The following is an 18,428-nucleotide window of genomic DNA, read 5'->3' as shown; positions in this document are numbered from 1 at the left end:
AACAGGTAAACTAGGGCACTGACTGTGTTAAACACGCAAGTGCGCAACACGGTCGGTTTCACGGGGCGTGGCGTAGCTTGGCTAACGCGCCTGCTTTGGGAGCAGGAGATCGCAGGTTCGAATCCTGTCGCCCCGACGTGAAACGGTTGCCGCGACGCTACAGGGTCGTGGCGCTCTTTCCACTAAGCAACCGCGGCACACACGATTCGTGCCGCACCGAAACTATATGAGGAGATCACGGACGTGAAGACCGCCGTCGAGAAGCTCAACCCGACCCTCGCAAAGATTGAGGTCGAGGTTCCCTTCGCAGAATTCAAGCCCTACCTGGACCGCACCTACAAGAACCTCTCGGGTCAGATCAGCGTTCCCGGCTTCCGCAAGGGTAAGCTGCCCAAGCAGCTCATCGAGCAGCGTGCGGGCTTCGACTACATCGTCGAGGCATCCCTGAACGACGCTCTGAACGACTACTACGCACAGGCACTGGGCGAGAACGAACTCTCCCCCCTGGCGCAGCCCGAGCTGGACGTTCAGTCCCAGCCCTCCACCGAGAACCGTGAGGCAGACGTCAAGCTGACCATTACCGTCACCGTTCGCCCCGAAATCGAGCTGCCCAACTACGAGGGCCTCGAGGTTGAGGTTGACGAGGTTGAGGTCACCGCTGAGGACGAGGTTCAGGCACTGGACGCTCTGCGTGAGCGCTTCGGCACCCTGAAGACCGTTGAGCGCCCCGCAGCTGACAAGGACTTCGTAACCATCGACATCGCAGCTGAGATCGACGGCGAGCAGGTAGACGCAGCAAACGACCTGTCCTACCAGATCGGTTCCGGCACCATGCTCGACGGCATCGACGAGGCTCTGACCGGCCTGTCCGCTGGCGAGGACGCAACCTTCGAGACCAAGCTCTCCGGCGGCGAGCACGCAGGCGAGCAGGCAGTCATCAAGGTCAAGCTTTCCGCAGTCAAGGAGCGCGAGCTGCCCGCAGCTGACGACGAGTTCGCACAGCTGGCTTCCGAGTTCGACACCATCGACGAGCTGAAGGAAGACATCAAGAAGCAGGTTGCAGAAGCTAAGGTTGCCGAGCAGGGCACCCAGGCACGCGACAAGGTCCTCGCAAAGCTCGTTGAGCTCGTCGAGATCCCCGTCCCCGAGAAGGTTATCGAGGACCAGCTCGAGCAGCACTTCAACAACCCCAACGCTGAAGCAGACCACGACACCGAGGAGCACCGCGCCGAGGTTCGCGCCAACACCGAGACCGCATTCAAGAACGAGATGGTTCTCGACGCTGTTGCGGACAAGGAAGAAGTGACCGTTGACCAGGCTGAGATGATCAACTACATCATCACCATGAGCTCCCAGTACGGCATGGACCCCAACCAGTTCGCACAGATGCTGGACGGCTCCGGCCAGGCTGGCGCACTGGTCGGCGAGGTTCGCCGCTCCAAGGCTCTGGCAGCAGTGCTGAAGACCGCAGTGGTCAAGGACACCAAGGGCAACGTTGTTGACCTGTCCAAGTACCTGGGCGAGGGCGAAGAGGCAGCTGCCTAAATCCCCGCCACGGTCCGCAAGAAGCCACCCCGCTAATAGGGTGAGCTGATTGCTTGAAACGTGTAGCCTCAGCGGGCATCCACCGGTTGACCGGTCGGGTGCCCGCTGAGGCTCTTTTAGTCCCCAGAATCACCCCCGATTTGCTCCCGAACGCGTATGCAGGCTCGTCAGCGGCGCCTGAGTGCGGCGCTGTGCTTCACCCCCTGGCGAACGAACAACCCGAAGGGAAGCGGGGGAGAGCAACTATCGGTAAGGTAGTAGCAACGAAACTTTTCGCGTGCGCTCCGGCGCGTAAATCGCGCAAAGATGCAGCGAAGACCCATTAGAGAAGAAGAGGAAGAATGTCCAGCTACATGCCTCTGCCCATCGGCGCCTCCCAGGCAGCCGGCGTGGCGCCCGCGCCGTTTATGGCAACCCCCATCGTTGGTGCCCAGGAAGATTATGTCTATAACAGCCTCCTGAAGGAGCGCATTATCTGGCTCGGCTCCGAGGTGCGCGACTCCAACGCCAACCTCATCTGCTCCCAGATGCTGCTGCTCTCGGCTGAAGACCCCGAGGCAGACATCTACCTGTACATCAACTCTCCCGGCGGCTCCGTCACCGCCGGCATGGCTATCTACGACACCATGCAGCTCATCCCGAACGACGTGGTGACCGTGGTGACCGGCATGGCAGCATCCATGGGTCAGTTCCTGCTCACCGCAGGCACCATCGGCAAGCGCTACGCAACCCCGAACGCCCGCATCCTCATGCACCAGCCCCTCGGCGGTATTGGCGGTACCGCATCGGACATCCGTACCCAGGCTGAGCTGATTCTGGACATGAAGAAGCGCCTGGCAGAGATTACCGCTGAGCGCACCGGCAAGAGCCTGGAAACCATCCTGAAGGATAACGACCGCGACAACTGGTTCAACGCGGAAGAAGGCCTGGAATACGGCTTCTTCGACCACATTGCCACCACCGCCGGTAAGCTGCCCGAATCGAAGAACGCATAAGGGAGATGCACATGAACTACCTGCCGAACGATATCACCACCTCGGCGCCGGCTATGCCGAGCAACCGCTACGTGCTCCCCAGCTTCGAGGAGCGCACCCCCTACGGTTACAAGCGTCAGGACCCGTACGCAAAGCTGTTCGAGGACCGCATCATCTTCCTGGGCACCCAGGTGGACGACGCATCCGCTGACGACATCATGGCTCAGCTGCTGGTTCTGGAGGCGCAGGACCCCGAGCGTGACATCACCCTGTACATTAACTCGCCCGGCGGCTCCTTCACCGCGATGACCGCCATCTACGACACCATGCAGTTCATCCGCCCCGAGATCCAGACCGTGTGCCTGGGCCAGGCGGCATCCGCTGCGGCGGTTCTGCTGGCGGCCGGTACCCCCGGCAAGCGTCTGGCACTGCCGAACGCTCGCGTGCTGATTCACCAGCCCGCGCTGAGCGGCCAGCAGGGCGGTCAGGCATCTGACATTGAGATTCACGCGAACGAGGTTATGCGTATGCGTGAGTGGACTGCACAGACCCTGGCACTGCACTCGGGCAAGACCTACGAGGAAGTTGACCGCTCCATTGAACGTGACAACATTCTGACTGCGGCTGCTGCCCTGGAGTACGGCCTGGTCGATAAGGTGCTGGAGTCTCGTAAGCTGCGTAAGCCTGCGACCAACACCGCTATTTCCCACACCTAAACTTTAGTTTTGAGGAATATCCCCGAGCGTTTTTCGGGGGAGGGGCGGCATCGCTCCGTGTGCGAGCCTTCGGGCTGGTGCGCGGTGCGGTGCCGTCCCTTTTTATGCTTTGCCGCTATTTTTGTGCTTGTCGGGTGGGGTGCGGCGAACCAAGCTGATATGTGGCGTTGACCTGCGGTTTCTTTGCGGTTTCTTGCGGCGCTTTGCTGTCATATGCCGATATGAAAGCGCCCGCCGCCGTCATAAAAGACGCGCTTTGTCATATGCCCGGTAAGTCCGTCCATTTGCGGTGCGTAATTCTTGGTTCCGGGGTGAACTCCGGTAGCCTTAGAGAAGGAGAAAATTCGAGTATTTCATACCGTTTTCTCGCTCAAACCAGGGCGCCCACCACCCGCCGGTGCTCCTCCTGAGAAATCACCGCAGACATCAGGACGTTGATGTTCTGCACCGATTTCACCACGCCGATCGAAAGGGAATTTTCGTGGCCACAGACGTCATTGTGCCTCCCGAACAGCCCAACGCCAGCATGCGATGCTCCTTCTGCAAGAAGACTCGCGCGCAGGTCTTTAAGATTGTGCTTGGCCCGAACGTTTCCATTTGCGACGAGTGCGTGGAGCTGTGCGAAGAGATCCTCGCTGAAGAGCGTCTGAAGGTGAAGGCACCCGCGGCTGCGCCCGCGCCTCAGCTGGCTACTCCGCGCGAAATTTACAGCTACCTCAACGACTACGTCATCGGTCAGGACGCGGCGAAGCGCACCCTGGCGGTGGCGGTGTACAACCACTACAAGCGCATCCACGATATTGATAACCCGGTGCTGACCTCCCGCATTCTTTCGGCGACCGCGGGGGAGCAGGTGGAGCTGGGCAAGTCGAATATTCTGATGCTCGGCCCGACCGGCTGCGGTAAAACCTACCTGGCGGCAACCCTGGCGAAGAAGCTGGATGTGCCCTTCGCCCTGGTCGACGCAACCACCCTCACCGAGGCGGGCTACGTGGGTGATGACGTGGAGAACATTCTGCTGCGCCTCATCAACGCCGCTGACGGCGATATTGCCAAGGCTCAGCGCGGCATTATCTACATTGACGAGATCGACAAGATTGCCCGCAAGGGCGGCGAGAACCTCTCCATCACCCGTGACGTGTCCGGTGAGGGCGTGCAGCAGGCGCTGCTGAAGATTATTGAGGGCACCGTGGCGACCGTACCGCCGGAGGGCGGACGCAAACACCCGGCACACGCGAATATTGAGATTGATACCTCGAACATTCTCTTCATCGTGGCTGGCGCCTTCGACAATATTGACGACCGCATCGCAGCCCGAGTGGGCGCCGGCGGCATCGGTTTCGGCGCTGAACTGGGCGGCTCCGTGAAGAACCCGCTGGACCAAATCATGCCCGAGGACCTGGCGCACTACGGCATTATCCCCGAGCTGATTGGCCGCCTGCCGGTCATCTCGACCCTGAGTGAGCTCAACGAAGAAGAGCTGGCTCGCGTGCTGACCGAACCGAAGAACGCACTGCTCAAGCAGTACCGCCACCTCTTCGCCCTGGACGGCGTGGACCTGGTCCTCGACGACGCAGCGATCGCGGCTATTGCCCGTCTCGCCGCCGAACGCGGCACCGGTGCCCGCGGCCTGCGCTCCATGATGGAGCAGATTCTGCAGCCGATTATGTTCGACATCCCGGACCGCACCGATGTGGTATCCATCGTCATCGGTGAGGACACCGTGCTCAACGGCGCGGAACCCCGCTACGTGTTGCAGGCACCCGACCCCGAAACCGAGACCACCCGCACCGTGAAGGGGGAGGCGAAGGCCGCCTCCCTGAAGGAAGCGGACCGTCAGGCGGCATAACCGAATACTTCCAGCCGATAGGCTAGGGAATAAAGAAGCCGTCGCCCCGGTTATACGGGGTGACGGCTCACTAGCAGGTACTGCTCTCGCTGGCATGTCCTGAAGAGCGTGTACCGAAGAATAAGCGCCGGCTCATAGAAGCGGCTGGCGCAACCATATGAGAGAGGAACACTCATGGCTGAGAACGCACCCGCACAGATTGATTTCTGGTTCGACCCAATCTGCCCCTGGTGCTGGATTACCTCCCGCTGGATTGGCGAGGTGCAGAAGGTCCGCAACGTTGAGGTGACCTGGCGTCCCTTCTCCCTGTCCATGCACAACCAGGGCCGCGACCTGCCCGCCGACTACCAGGCAATGATGGACCAGTCCTGGGCGCCGACCCGCCTCATTACCGCTGTGCGCGAGCTGCACGGCAACGAGGTCATCAAGCCCCTCTACGACGCTCTGGGCGAGCAGATTCACCACAACAAGAACAAGGCTGATTCCTACCGCGACGCAATCGTCAAGGCGCTGGAGGAGGTCAACCTGCCCGCAGAGCTGGCGGATGTCGCCTTCACCGACCAGTACGATGAGCAGATGCGCGCCTCCCTGGATCTGGCACTGGAGACCGTGGGCGGCACCGATGTGGGTGTTCCGCTGATTTCCATTAACGGCACCGCTTTCTTCGGCCCTGTCATCTCCCCGAGCCCTGCCGGTGAAGAGGCTGGTAAGCTCTTCGACGGTGCCCTGGCGCTGGCTTCCTACCCCGGCTTCTTTGAGCTCAAGCGCCCCCGTAACGTGGGCCCGATTTTCCACGGCGAAAACGGCGAAGCCTAAGAACCCTGCAATGTGCTGAGATTCCTGCAATGCACGCAGGCTCGGTAGAGTCTGCGGTCGTAGAGCAAAAAAGTACCGCCCGGTCAGTACTGACCGGGCGGTACTTTTTATTCACTATGTTGCGCTGAAACGTGCAATCTACGCGCGGTGAGGGTTGCTTGCAGAGGTAGCCTTGTGCGCCTTCTGTGCTTTCAGCGCTTTCTGAGCCTTGCGCTGTGCCCTGTGCTCCAGAACCTTCGGGTGCGTTGCACGCTGCACGATCTTCGTATCGCGCATGTGGAAGGTGCGGGTTGCCGTGTACTGGACCGCCGCATCCGAGGTGAACGCCAGCATCGCAAACACCGCAACGCCCAGCTGGAAGAAAATCGTGGACAGCGGCAGGGACTGGTGGCCCCACAGCACACCACCGGTAATCGCTGCGAAGTTCAGCGCCGTCAACAGCAGAGCCAGGCGACGAGCCTTCGACGAGCCGCGCAACGTACTCCACAGCAGGAACAGGTGCACCGCCGAATAAATTGCTACAAAACCCACCAGCACGGTGCCGGTAATGGTGAGCAGCACGTTGCTATCCACCTGATCGAAGAGGTTCAGCAGCTCAATATCGTTGCCGGAGCCTTCCTCCAACAGTTTGGCGCGAAGTGCCGGGCGGCTGAGCGCCAAAATGACGCTGTTGACAATGTCGGCGAGGGTCACAGCGATGAGCATACCCGAACCAACCAGCAGGCTCAGCGGCATGCGGTACGCCAGGTCGTGCGCACTGGAGAGGTGAATTTCTTCCTGCTCCTGCGGCTCCAGGCCCTCATTGTTCAGGACGATGACCGGGAGTGCGCCGTCCGTGCGGATCGCGTCGCCGCCGCCGTTACGGGCGTGGTAGCCGGAGGAGAAATCGTGCAGAATCTCAACGTGAGTTTCCGGGTGAGCGTACTGAATGGACTCCACAATGTAGTCGCGTTCAAAGTCGGTTTCAGCATCAATGCGGTGCGTGACCTGCAGAGTGAAGAAACTGAAACCCACACCAGAGTCGTACGTGCCCGCCGCCAACCAATCCACCTGGTGACCGCCCGGCAGAAGCCAGCCGTCCGGGGTTTTCCAGAAGCGCACGTGGTGGCGCTTCTCGGGGTTGCCGTCCACTTCCTTCTGGTAGGCGAAAGCCTGCGTCTTACCAAAAATTTTCAGCGGGGAGACGGGCGCCTCCGCGTAGGAGCGGCGGGTGATGGTGGAGAGAATAATCTTCCAGGAAGAGACGAGGGTGACGTTGTCAGCGCGGGTCCAGCCTGCGTCCTGCATGACCTGGTGAATCTGCTCCTCGGTACCAATCAGACCGATATTGACCGGGTCGCCGAGCAGGCCGTCCGGGGTGCGGGTACGCCCAATAAAGTAGTCGGGCACATAGATGCGGGTCATGATGGCGTGAAAACGCGGTAGCGTCAGGTACGCGGTGACCGCCCAGAAAATGAAGGCAATGGGGAAACCCCAGAAAGAATGGCCAACCGTATTCGCCAGAATCATGAAGGTCAGCACGAGGGCCGCGATGCCGGCGAAGATAAAGAAGAGAGTGTCCCAGAAATCGACCCACAAGCTGCGCGGGACGAGGTCTTGCGCCGTGCCGCGCGCGTCAATATCACCACGGTAAACCGGTGGGGAAGTAACTGGGGGAGCAACATCGCTACGTATAGGCCGCAGGACGCGTTTTTGGTGGGACATTCCCGCCCTTTCTGCAACATAGTTAGGGTCTTTGAATATCCATAACTATAGCAAGGGGGCAGGTTGTGTGAAGTACGCATTCCGGGCAGGGCTTAATCGCTTGGTTCGATCGCCCCGCCACGGAAATGCGACGGAATCGCGGGGTGCTTCAACGTACAGAGCGTGCGCTGAAAGTACGTTGAATAAAGGGAGAAATGAACAATAGAAGAAACAGGGGGAGTGCTAGCCCTATTTGTACCTTCCCAAAGCAGGCATGTACTGTGCAGGCATGTACTGCGTGGGGAATTCCCACAGTGAGAATTCCTACTCGGGGAGGGGCTTAGCCTCAACCGCGGCGCGTGCCGCAGCAATAGTGCTTTCGTGATGCAGCATGTCGCGGCTTTCACGCATGAGGCGCACCCACTTGCGGGTCAGATCCTCAAGCTGCTGAGCGGTCAACGAACCGGAGGCGATGCTCGCCTCATCGGTGGCGGCGCTGGTGGAAATATGCTGATGCCAGAGCTCGTACACCTCGTTGGTGTAGCTGGCACGCAACGCCTGGGCGTGCTCACGTGCCTGGCTGATGTATTCGTTCAGGCTCGTGTGATAGTGCTGAAGCTGGTCGGGGGAAATGTTTGCTTGCGCTCCTGGCGGTGAGCTCGGGGTTGAGCTCTGCCTCGCCTGAGGCTCTTGCGGTAATCCGGAAGATGAAGAACGTGAATTCATAGTAATTATGGGTGCGCCTACTTTGGCGCGGGTCAGAGTCAGGACGCATCGCTGCGCCTGACGGGTGGTTTACTGTCGTGCGGTTGGTCGGGGTATGTCGTTACTCGTACCGGTAATTTGTCTGTTGCTGAAGTTGAATAGAGGGTTGTTCCTGATGGTAAAACCCTCGCATCAACAATCATACATAAAGTGACAGTCAATCTCATAAGGTTGATTATGCTCTTTGCACATTGATGAATATAAAAAGGGGTTGGAAATCCCACAGAATCCCCACAGATTAGCAGGCTAAACCCACATCGTTGGGGAAGGAAGCTAAGGAAAGCTCTTCGAATCAGACGCAGGTACTTGCGGGCCCCACAGAAATAAAACCCAAAGTCAGCACCGTATAGGTCCGCAGTCGGAATCTCACACCCGGCGAGCTACAACGAACAGCAGGCACAGAAAACGGGGCGGTACTGAAAACCAGTACCGCCCCGTTACCAACACCAAAGTGGCGTCATAAAATCAAGCGATAAACGCTAAGACGCGATTACTCAGCTGCTTCTTCCACAACGAGCACCACATCGCGAACCTCCAGCTCGCCCTCAGCCGCCACCAGGGACAGCTCACGAGCGTTACCGGCAGCCTTCAGATCAGCCAAGCCAGCGGCAATGCGATTCAGCTGTGCCTGGGGAGCCGCAATAGTTGCGGACTCAACCTCGGTGCGCTGCTTAACCTTCGCGTCGCTCTTAGCCTTACGCAGGCCACCCAGAGCCTCAGCAACATCCGGCAGGATCTGCTTCAGCGACTCAATCTGAGCCGGGTCAGCGTCCGCCAGGACCCACTGAGCAGAAATGCCGGCAGTCGGGTTCTGGGCAGAGTACTCAGCCAGCAGGGTACCCTCCAGAATGGGCAGTGCCTGCGGCCACTCGGCGCGGTGCACGCTACCTGCACGCCACCAGGACCAAATCTCTTCGGTCACAAACGGCAGGAAGGGTGCGAACAGGCGCAGCAGAGCATCCAGGGTGGTTGCCAGTGCGGCAAGAACAGAAGCCTGCTCCTGCTCGCCGCGAGCACCGTACGCACGGTCCTTGATCAGCTCAACGAAATCGTCGGTGAAGGACCAGAAGAAGCTCTCACAAATCTGCAGGGCACGAGCGTACTCGTACTTCTCGAACGCTGCGGTTGCTTCCTCAATCAGGTACGCCAGGCGAGCCAGCAGGGAGCGGTCCAGAGCGTTGATGAGCACGCGGCCCTGAGCCTGAGAAGTGATGACGGACTTCTCGGTAGCGCCCAGGTTCAGTACGAACTTGGATGCGTTCAGCAGCTTGATGGCAAGGCGGCGGCCAATCTTCATCTGGCCTTCGTCGTAGGCGGTGTCAGCACCCAGGCGAGCCGAAGCAGCCCAGTAGCGCACAGCGTCCGAACCGTACTTCTCCAGCACCTCGTTGGGGACCACAACGTTGCCCTTAGACTTGGACATCTTCTTGCGGTCCGGGTCGAGAATCCAGCCGGAGAGCGCGGTGTTGTACCACGGCACGGAGGAAGCCAGGGTCTCCGCGCGAACAGCGGTGGAGAACAGCCAGGTACGGATAATGTCGTGACCCTGCGGGCGCAGATCCATGGGGAAGGTCTTCGCGTGCAGGTCCGGGTCCACGCCCCAGCCGGTCGCAATCTGCGGGGTCAGGGAGGAGGTAGCCCAAGTGTCCAGAACGTCCGGGTCAGCGATGAAGCCGCCCGCTACGCCACGCTGATCCTCGGTGTAACCGGGAGCAGCCTGAGAGGCGGGGTCAACCGGCAGCATGTCCTCAGAAGGCAGAATCGGGTTCTCGTAGTCCGGCTCGCCCTCAGCGTCCAGCGGGTACCAGACGGGGAAGGGAACGCCGAAGAAGCGCTGGCGAGAAATCAGCCAGTCGCCGTTCAGGCCCTCAACCCAGTTCTCGTAGCGGCTACGCATGAAGGAGGGGTACCAGTTCATCTCACGGCCGCGCTCGATGAGCTTCTCGCGGCGTGCAGCGTCACGGCCACCGTTGCGGATGTACCACTGGCGGGAAGCAACGATTTCGAGGGGCTTGTCACCCTTTTCGTAGAACTTCACCGGGTGGGTAATCGGCTTGGGGTCGCCGTCCATTTCGCCGGCCTCAACCAGCATTTCCACGACGGTCTTCTGTGCGGTGAAGACGGTGGTGCCTGCCATGCGCTCGTAGCGCTCGCGGCCCTCGGCGGAGGTGATCCACTCGGGGATTTCGCGGGAGAAGCGGCCGTCGCGACCGATGAGGGCGCGGGTGTCCAGCTGCAGTTCACGCCACCAGGTGACGTCGGTGGTGTCACCGAAGGTACAAATCATGGCGATACCGGCACCCTTGTCGGGCTGTGCCAGCGGGTGCGCCTTGATTTCGACCTCAACGCCGAACAGCGGGGAGGTGACGGTGGTGCCGAACAGCGGCTTGTAACGCTCGTCGTCCGGGTGCGCCACGAGAGCCACGCAGGAGGGCAGCAGCTCGGGGCGGGTGGTCTCAATCCAGACCTTCTCGCCGTTGGGGCGGTGGAAGCTGATGCGGTGGTACGCACCGGGGCGTTCCTTATCTTCCAGCTCAGCCTGTGCCACTGCGGTGCGGAAGGTGACGTCCCACATGGTCGGTGCTTCTGCCATGTAGGCGTTGCCTGCTTCCAGGTCCTTCAGGAAAGCGAGCTGGGAGACCTTGCGGGAGTGCGCGTCGATGGTGCGGTAGGTGCGCGACCAGTCAACGGACAGACCCAGGGTGGTGAAGAGGTTTTCGAAGACCTTCTCGTCTTCAACCGCGAGTTCTTCACAGAGTTCAATGAAGTTGTTGCGGGAGATGCGCGGCCACTTTGCCTGGCTGCGGTCGGGCTTGGGGGTGCCGTCTGCCTTCCAGGTGATCAGATCGCGGAAGGATTCGTTGTCTGCCACGGAGGGGTCGCAGAGAACGCCGTAGTAGTTCTGAACGCGGCGTTCGGTGGGCAGGCCGTTGTCATCCCAGCCGAGGGGGTAGAACACGTTCTTGCCGGTCATGCGCTGGTAGCGTGCAATGACGTCGGTCTGGGTGTAGGAGAACATGTGACCCACGTGCAGGGAGCCGGATGCGGTCGGCGGCGGGGTGTCAATGGAGTAGACCTGTTCGCGAGTGGTGTTCTCGTCGAATGAGTAGGTCTTCTCGTCGGCCCAGCGCTGCGAGAGCTTCTCTTCGAGGCCTTCGAGGGCGGGGCGGTCGGGAACGTTAATCTGTACGGGCGAGTCTGAGCCCAAAATGTTTTCAGCCATAACGGCTATTTTCTCATATTCACGGCATTCTCTCAGCTCCAGGGGAATTCTGTGCTGTGCTGCGTTGTTCGTACTGCTCGATGGCGGCTTCTAGACGTGCCAGGAGGGGCTTGTATCGGCGCACAAAACGCACCCTGCGTACTGCGGCGCGTATCCCGGTGGAGGTACAGAGTTCCTGCCAGCTGGCGGGGTCGAGGTAGCTCTGCCCGAGCAGTAGGTGAACTTCGGAACTGTAGGGGGTTCCGGTGGTGGCACGGATAGTGCGCGCCCGCTGCTGGAGCGCTTGGCGCTGCTCTCGGAGAGTGGCGATGCGCTGGTGCGGTGTTGCTGTCATGTGGAGGTTCCCTATATGAGGAGTAATCGGCGATTCAGCGGAAAACTCGGCGGAAAGGCGATGGGGGAGAGAGCCCCTCGTATCCTGCTTCGGTTATCTGCAGTGTAGGCGTGAAAATCTTGCCTATCAACAGCTCACGAATCCTTCTCAGGGGCGCTGGCGCGGCGTAGACTGAAAGTACACGACTTTCAAGGAGCTGCCAATGAGTTCTCTGAGTATTTTTGGTTTGGGTACGCCTGAAACTGTTCTGCTGATACTGCACCTGGTGCTGGTGGCGTTGTGCATCTGGCATTTGACGGTGCGTAGCGGCTATGGCGAGGCGCGCATGCGTTTCGTGCTGCCGCTGATTGTGTTCATGCCCGGCGCTGCGATTCTTTATCTGCTGTCGGCGCGTGAGGGTACGGTCCCTCCGGACACGATTAAGACCGGTAGTAGCTCGCCCGTGTATTTTGAGCATCGCCTCGGATTCCGTGACGGCGGCAGGAGCCGCTGGGGTCTGCCGCGCCGCCGCAGGTAGTAGCCTGACGGGGTGTCGGGCGGTTGTGGTACCGGCGCCTATCTCACTATCGAAAATTTCAAAATATATGCCCGCGAGTCTGCTCGATCAGAGCACCCGCGGGCATCACTCTACTAGGATTAAAGTATGACTGAGAACACCCACATTCCTGCATCTCCTTTCCTGCCTCATACCGGCGACGGCAAAGTTGCCGTGGTGACCGGCGCATCCAGCGGTATTGGTCGCGCTACCGTGCAGCAGCTCGTGGCGAGCGGCTGGACCGTCTACGCCCTGGCGCGCCGTACCGACCGCCTCTACACCCTCTACGCGGAGACCGGTGCTCACCCGGTGACCTGCGACGTGACCGACGAGCACTCCGTCCGCTTTGTTGCCGAGCAGATTCTGGAAGAGCAGGGCACCATTGACGCCCTGGTCAATATTGCCGGCGGCGCTATCGGCGTGGACAAGGTCGCCGACGGTAAGACCGCCGATTATCTGAAGATGTACCAGATGAACGTGCTGGGTATTCTGCACATGGTGCGCGCCTTCGCGGAGGCTCTGCGCCTGAACGGTCACGGCACGATCCTGAACCTGACCTCCACCGCTGCCGAGCACGGCTACGAAGGCGGCGCCGGATACAATGCGGCGAAGTTCGGCGCTCGCGGCCTGACCGAGGCGCTCCGCCTGGAAGAGGCAGAGAATAATATTCGCGTGATTGAGATTTGCCCGGGCATGGTGCACACCGAGGAGTTCTCTCTGAACCGCCTGGGTTCCAAGGAAGCCGCCGAGCGCGTCTACGCGGGCGTTGAAAAGCCGCTGACCGCCGAGGATGTGGCGCAGACCGTGACCTTTGCGCTGAACGTTCCGCACCACGTGAACCTTGACCGTATTACTATTCGCCCGGTGGCGCAGCCGAGCCAGTTCAAGGTGATTCGCAAGGAGAGCTAAGCTCGCGGCGCGCCGTGACGCTTGAGCCTCAGTGAGGCATCGACTTTGGTAGCCCCGCCCGCATCCCTATCTGGATGTGGGCGGGGTGTTTCTCTGTGTTCTCGGCGCGTAGAGAAGGCATACATGAAGGTGCCCGTGGGGTGTTGAGAGGCGGGGGAGAGGCATGAAGGAGAACTTGAGGGAACTGTGAAGTGGTACGTGAGACTTTAAGGTTCACTAAGGTGAAAATGGCGAGCTGAAATCACCTATGGAACACCCTATATTTTCTTCAAATGCAATCAAAAGATAGGGTTATATGTCCTCGTATGTCAGTAGATGGGTGCAAAATCCCCGGATTGGTCTGTATTAACCCTCAAGTTAAGGGGTTGTTTTATAACGATTTCGTTACAGTTGGGCAAAGATGACGGTAAGCATGCTAAACGTCCAGGGGCAAATGCTAGCCTTTTAGCAGTCACACCCATGTATGGGCCTACTGCACCTTCAAAGACGGGGGTGAACCACGGTAGGTTCAACACCGATAATCAGAGATCGAGGAAAAATGTCGAAGACTACCCGTCGCGTTTACAAGATCGCAGCAGCGGCAGCCTTTACTGCCGGTTCCGTGGCAGCAATCCCGGCAACTTTCGCGGCAGAAGCACCCGCTGACCAGCAGCAGGTTGTCGATCAGAAGGCAACCGCTCAGACTTCTTCCCTGCCTGGCGGCAACGCAACCGAGACCCCCAAGGCTGAGGCAACCCAGGCTCCTAAGGCTGAAACCCCCAAGGCTGAGGCTCCTAAGGCTGAGGCAACCGAAGCTCCCAAGACTGAGACCCCTGCCCCCACCGCTCCTGCAACCGAGGCACCTAAGGCTGAAGCACCCAAGACCGAAGCTCCTAAGGCTGACGCTACCGAGGCTCCCAAGGCTGATGCAACCGAGACCCCCAAGGCAGAGACCCCCAAGGCAGAGACCCCTGCCCCCACTGCTCCTGCAACCCCTGAGCCGACCACCCCCTCCACCCCGGCTCCCGAGGCAAAGCAGGCTGATCCCTCCGTCGTTATTGAGAACGCTCACTTCCCCGGTGACGCACAGTTCAACACCGTGAACGTTGTTGGCACCGGCTTCTACGGTGAGAAGGTTGGCCCTGGCGTTCAGGTCAGCATCTACGCACTGGATGCAAACAAGCAGGTCACCGGCGATGCTATCGCTACCGTCTCTGTGTCTGCAGATCAGATTCAGGACGGCTCCTTCAAGACCGCGTTCACCGTTGAGGCAAGCAAGCTGCCCGCAGGCGCATCCTACGCTCTGGTTGCTGTCAGCAACCCGCAGGGTCAGCCCGATCAGAAGCTCGTAGCTCTCTCCTCCTTCAAGGTCACCGATTCCGCTTCTCCCGAAGCTCCGAAGACCGAAGAGACCCCCGCCCCTGAAGCTCCCAAGCCTGAGACCCCCAAGGCTGACGAGACTCCCGCTCCCGTAACCCCGGCGCCCGAGACCCCGAAGGCTGATGAGACCCCGGCACCCGAGGCTCCCAAGACTGAGACTCCCAAGGAAGAAACTCCTGCTCCGGAAGCCCCCAAGGCTGACGAGACCCCCGCTCCTGAGGCGCCCGCGGCACCCGAGAACGCAACCCTCACCACCGAGGATGCTTCCCTGAACCCGAACGATCAGTACAACGTTCTGACCTTCAATGGCTCCGGCTTCACCCACGAGTCCGTCGCTAACGGTGTGCAGATCGCTATCTTCCGCCTGGATGCAAACGGCAACATCACCGGTGATGCTCTGGCAACCCACGATGTGCCTGCTTCTGAAATCGTGAACGGCACCTTCCGCGTCAAGGTCAGCGTTCTTGCTGAACTGCTGCAGCCCGGTTACGCCTACGCAATGGTGGCAACCAGTGACCCCAACGGCCTGGTACACCAGGTGGCAGTCACCACCGCTACCGTGAGCGATGCGAACAACCCCGCACCGACCCTGCCGGCAGCTACCGAGGACGAGAACACCACCGTTCGCGATAACGGCGACGGCACCACCAGCGTCTTCACCGCTGAGATGCGCGAAGATGGTTCGGTTGTCGTAACCGAGACCCGCATGCCTTCTTCTCAGGCACCCAAGGCTAAGGTTGGTAACGCATCCGCTGCTACCTCCTCTAGCTCCAAGGGGCACACTGTAGGTGTCTCCGGCACCAAGGGTTCGACTTCGACCTCTTCTTCGGCTTCCTCGAAGCCGCAGCTGGCTAACACCGGTGCTGAGGGTGTTGCAGGTATCGCAGGCGTTGGCGCCGCAGCTCTGATTGCTGGTGCCGCACTGATGCTCCTGCGCCGCCGCAGCCTCTAATAGCTCAGCCTCTATAGGCTAGGTTCTGAATATCTGATACTCGCCGCAAGGTGAGTGATTTAAGTGCCGCCAATACTCTGAAAGGGTATTGGCGGCACTTTTGCGTGCTAGCAGTTTTTGTTGAGCTGTTCTTTGGATCTGGGGGGGGTAGTTGTGTGTGGCAAGGTGTGTGCGGCAAGCGGGGTGAGAGGGGGGCTCTTCCGTATTGGGGGTGCAGACTGACGTAACGGAATGATTTTGTCGACTTATTTTGTGCGTGGTTATTGGTACGCACGCTTTTAATCAATGTGCGGGGAAAAGCGCTGTGACCTGCAATTTTTTCACTTAAAAGAAATAAATTAAATGCATGGATGTGCAGAATATTTTTATCTCAAATCCATTAAAACTGCATATGCATGCAATAAAACCTTGAGCCTCAAGGGAGAGTTGAAAAATTTCGCCTAGTCCATGCAATTTGAGTGCTCTTGATACTGTTCTGGAGAGTAAAAAATATTCCATGTGGTTATTGCACAAGAAAATAGTCAGGACGTAAAGCGTATTTACAGCAATAATCTAAAAAGTATTGTTAGTGTGGAATTACCGATAAATAGAGCGATTCCCTTCGCGGTAACTTCCACCATTACAGGAATGTTATGACTAGTCCGTGCGTTATAGCGTTCATTCCTGAAGAGGTACCCAACCATCTTCACTCCGTGGCACCCTCCGGAGGGTATCGTTCACACTCACAGAAAAGGTGTGTTCCATGCCCGAACCCGCTCACTCAAAAACCCGAGCAACAGCCGCTATTGCTGCATCCGTCCTGTCCGTTACCGGTGTTGGTGCTGCGCACGCAGATGTGCAGGTGCAAAATACTGGCGGAATTGCTTCATCGACTGCGGTAGAACCCGACAATCCCCCCTCCGCAGCAAACGCAACCCCCATCGAAAACGTCGCTACCCAAACCTCCCCGCAGGTGTACGTCGAGCAGGGCGTCGTCATTAACCCCGCACGCTCGCAGAGCATCACCGTCACAGGTGAAGGCTTCACCGGCGGTGCCGTTGAACGTTACGGCGTGGCGGTGTACGTGAGCGAATACCGCCAGTACCCCCTCTACGCACTGGGTCGCGGCTCCGCAGTGACGATGACCCTCGTGCCCGAACTCGATGTGGATGGTGGCCGTTTCAGCACCCAGTTGACCCTGCCTGCAGGTACCCTCGACCCCAACCAGCAGTACGTCGTCGCAACTGCCGTGGTCGACCCCGGTAAGGGCTACGCAACCGAGGACCCCTCCTACAACTCCTCCGCACCCCTTGAGCTGCTGCCCGCGGACACCCAGGATGAGCCGCTCAACGCTCAGATTCTTTCGGGGCAGCTGGAAATCCCGCAGGATAAGAACCTTGTCGTCTACAAGGTCACCGGTCTGGGTGAGGCGCAGGCTTTCGAAGTCATGACCTACGCTTACGCCCTGGATAGCCAGGGTAACCGCATCCTGCTCGCTGCCTCTCCCGCGCGCGCCGACGTTATGAACGGCACCCTCCTGGATGGCATTGAAGTGCCCGGATCCAGGCTGGAAGAAGTGCAGGCTGTTCACGAAGACCTGCGCTATGTGCTGAGCGTTGAGGTTGCGCCCTCTACCGCTAATGGTTACACCGCCCAGGAAGTTGAGGTTCCCTTCATGAATGGTTGGAATGCACAGAATGGCTCCGCTCCGGTTGCTACCGCTGAGCGTGCAATGGCGGAGCAGGCACAGTTCGAGAAGAAGCAGCCTGCAGAGGAAGCGCAGCCCGAGCAGAACGCCCAGGCTGATTCTGAGCAGGTAGTTGCCGTGAGCCCCGTCGAGAAGTTCGACCACGTATTGCCCGAGGATGACCCGCGCCGCCACTACAGCCTGCCGCGCAATACCGTCTTCGACCGCGTCCACGACACCACTAAAGAACAGAACAACACCTCTAACCCCGTGATGACCGCCCGCCTGCACGTAGAAGAAACCGTAGTTCCTGAAAACGACTCAGCTAAGACCCTGACCCTGCGTGGCGAGGGCTTCACCGGTGTCAGTTCGGTACACCTGATGGTTAGTGCTGTCGACGAATACGGTGTGGCAACCGGCGGCGTGATTGCTTCGGCTGATGTCTCTGAGATTGATGCCTCCGGTGCTTTCATTGCCCAGGTGCAGATTCCTGGCTCGGCACTCAAGCCCGGCACTACTTACCGTGTGAGCGCTGTGGCGGAGGATGAGCAGGGTACTGTGCGCATGGTCAATGGCGGCTTTACTGTCGAACGCGATGGCGTGGATAGCCAGCCCGCAGCCCCCCTGCCCACTACCCCTGAGCAGGATGCGCCCACTGTCGAGGCTCCCGTAGCCGACACTTCCGCAGCCGAGACTCCCGCGGTCGATGCTTCGGCGCCTACTGAGCCTGTGGCTGATCAGGCTTCCGCTACCGAGCAGAAGGCGGGGGAGAGCGGTGCTGAGCAGAAGAAGGACGCTCCGGCTGGTGTTCAGGGTGCTCCCGCGCAGAATGTTTCTGCACAGAAGGTTGAAGCACAGAAGGTTGAAGCACAGAAGGTTGAAGCACAGAAGGTTGAAGCACAGGCATCTGGCTCCCAGAAGGTTGCCTCCGGTGCCCAGCAGAAGCGCGAGCAGTTGGCGGCTACCGGCGCCTCCAATATGTTGGTCATTAGTGCCGCTGGATCGCTGTCACTGCTTGCCGGTATGCGTTTGAGTCGCCGTCGCCGTAGTGAGATGCAGCTCAGTTCTCACCGCTAAAACGGGTCAATTATTGCCCCACTAG

At 59.5% G+C, this 18,428-nt stretch carries 12 protein-coding genes and 1 tRNA gene; 10 read left to right on the top strand and 3 right to left on the bottom strand.

What is annotated here, in order from left to right; all coding sequences use genetic code 11:
• Positions 1 to 61: 61 nt before the first annotated feature.
• The 6 genes from QZ822_RS01185 (at position 62) to QZ822_RS01160 (ending at position 5,900) form a co-directional block, all read left to right on the top strand.
• Positions 62 to 136 (top strand) — tRNA-Pro (locus QZ822_RS01185).
• A 107-nt stretch (positions 137 to 243) separates the two neighbouring features.
• Positions 244 to 1,545: a trigger factor gene (tig, locus tag QZ822_RS01180; protein WP_049354539.1), complete on the top strand. Its 1,302-nt coding sequence runs from the start codon at positions 244 to 246 to the stop codon at positions 1,543 to 1,545.
• A gap of 341 nt (positions 1,546 to 1,886) precedes the next feature.
• Positions 1,887 to 2,540: an ATP-dependent Clp protease proteolytic subunit gene (locus QZ822_RS01175; RefSeq protein WP_294641977.1), complete on the top strand. Its 654-nt coding sequence runs from the start codon at positions 1,887 to 1,889 to the stop codon at positions 2,538 to 2,540.
• Positions 2,541 to 2,551: 11 nt separating this feature from the next.
• Entirely contained in the window at positions 2,552 to 3,235 is a 684-nt protein-coding gene (locus QZ822_RS01170) for an ATP-dependent Clp protease proteolytic subunit (protein WP_005505720.1), read from the top strand.
• Between the two features lie 526 nt (positions 3,236 to 3,761).
• Positions 3,762 to 5,084, top strand: coding sequence for an ATP-dependent Clp protease ATP-binding subunit ClpX (gene clpX, locus QZ822_RS01165; RefSeq protein WP_314988413.1), 1,323 nt, complete (start codon positions 3,762 to 3,764; stop codon positions 5,082 to 5,084).
• A gap of 174 nt (positions 5,085 to 5,258) precedes the next feature.
• Positions 5,259 to 5,900 carry a DsbA family protein gene (locus tag QZ822_RS01160; RefSeq protein WP_294641973.1) on the top strand — a complete coding sequence of 214 codons (642 nt, stop codon included), beginning with the start codon at positions 5,259 to 5,261 and terminating at the stop codon, positions 5,898 to 5,900.
• Between the two features lie 138 nt (positions 5,901 to 6,038).
• Here QZ822_RS01160 and QZ822_RS01155 read toward each other — a convergent pair whose 3' ends face one another.
• The 3 genes from QZ822_RS01155 to valS all read right to left on the bottom strand — a co-directional run bounded on the left by QZ822_RS01155 (position 6,039) and on the right by valS (position 11,571).
• A complete protein-coding gene (locus tag QZ822_RS01155; RefSeq protein WP_294641971.1) occupies positions 6,039 to 7,604 on the bottom strand; it encodes an LssY C-terminal domain-containing protein in 1,566 nt (521 codons plus the stop codon).
• 303 nt (positions 7,605 to 7,907) lie between these two features.
• On the bottom strand, positions 7,908 to 8,309 hold the full coding sequence (locus tag QZ822_RS01150; protein ID WP_294641969.1) for a hypothetical protein: 402 nt from the start codon (positions 8,307 to 8,309) through the stop codon (positions 7,908 to 7,910).
• Between the two features lie 529 nt (positions 8,310 to 8,838).
• Entirely contained in the window at positions 8,839 to 11,571 is a 2,733-nt protein-coding gene (gene valS / locus QZ822_RS01145; RefSeq protein WP_294641967.1) for a valine--tRNA ligase, read from the bottom strand.
• Between the two features lie 536 nt (positions 11,572 to 12,107).
• On the opposite strand from valS, the gene QZ822_RS01140 reads away from it, so the two are divergent.
• The 4 genes from QZ822_RS01140 to QZ822_RS01125 all read left to right on the top strand — a co-directional run bounded on the left by QZ822_RS01140 (position 12,108) and on the right by QZ822_RS01125 (position 18,403).
• A complete protein-coding gene (locus QZ822_RS01140; RefSeq protein WP_294641966.1) occupies positions 12,108 to 12,422 on the top strand; it encodes a penicillin-binding protein in 315 nt (104 codons plus the stop codon).
• A gap of 126 nt (positions 12,423 to 12,548) precedes the next feature.
• Entirely contained in the window at positions 12,549 to 13,349 is an 801-nt protein-coding gene (locus QZ822_RS01135) for an SDR family oxidoreductase (RefSeq protein ID WP_294641964.1), read from the top strand.
• A 538-nt stretch (positions 13,350 to 13,887) separates the two neighbouring features.
• Positions 13,888 to 15,660 carry an LPXTG cell wall anchor domain-containing protein gene (locus QZ822_RS01130; RefSeq protein ID WP_294641962.1) on the top strand — a complete coding sequence of 591 codons (1,773 nt, stop codon included), beginning with the start codon at positions 13,888 to 13,890 and terminating at the stop codon, positions 15,658 to 15,660.
• Between the two features lie 742 nt (positions 15,661 to 16,402).
• Positions 16,403 to 18,403 (top strand): adhesin, encoded by a 2,001-nt coding sequence (locus tag QZ822_RS01125; protein ID WP_294641959.1) that lies wholly within the window; start codon positions 16,403 to 16,405, stop codon positions 18,401 to 18,403.
• Positions 18,404 to 18,428: the final 25 nt, after the last annotated feature.

This window comes from uncultured Rothia sp., from assembly GCF_916715725.1.
Lineage (GTDB): Bacteria > Actinomycetota > Actinomycetes > Actinomycetales > Micrococcaceae > Rothia.
The sequence above is the reverse complement of the archived record's forward strand: the minus strand, read 5'-3'. Positions and strand labels throughout refer to the sequence as shown.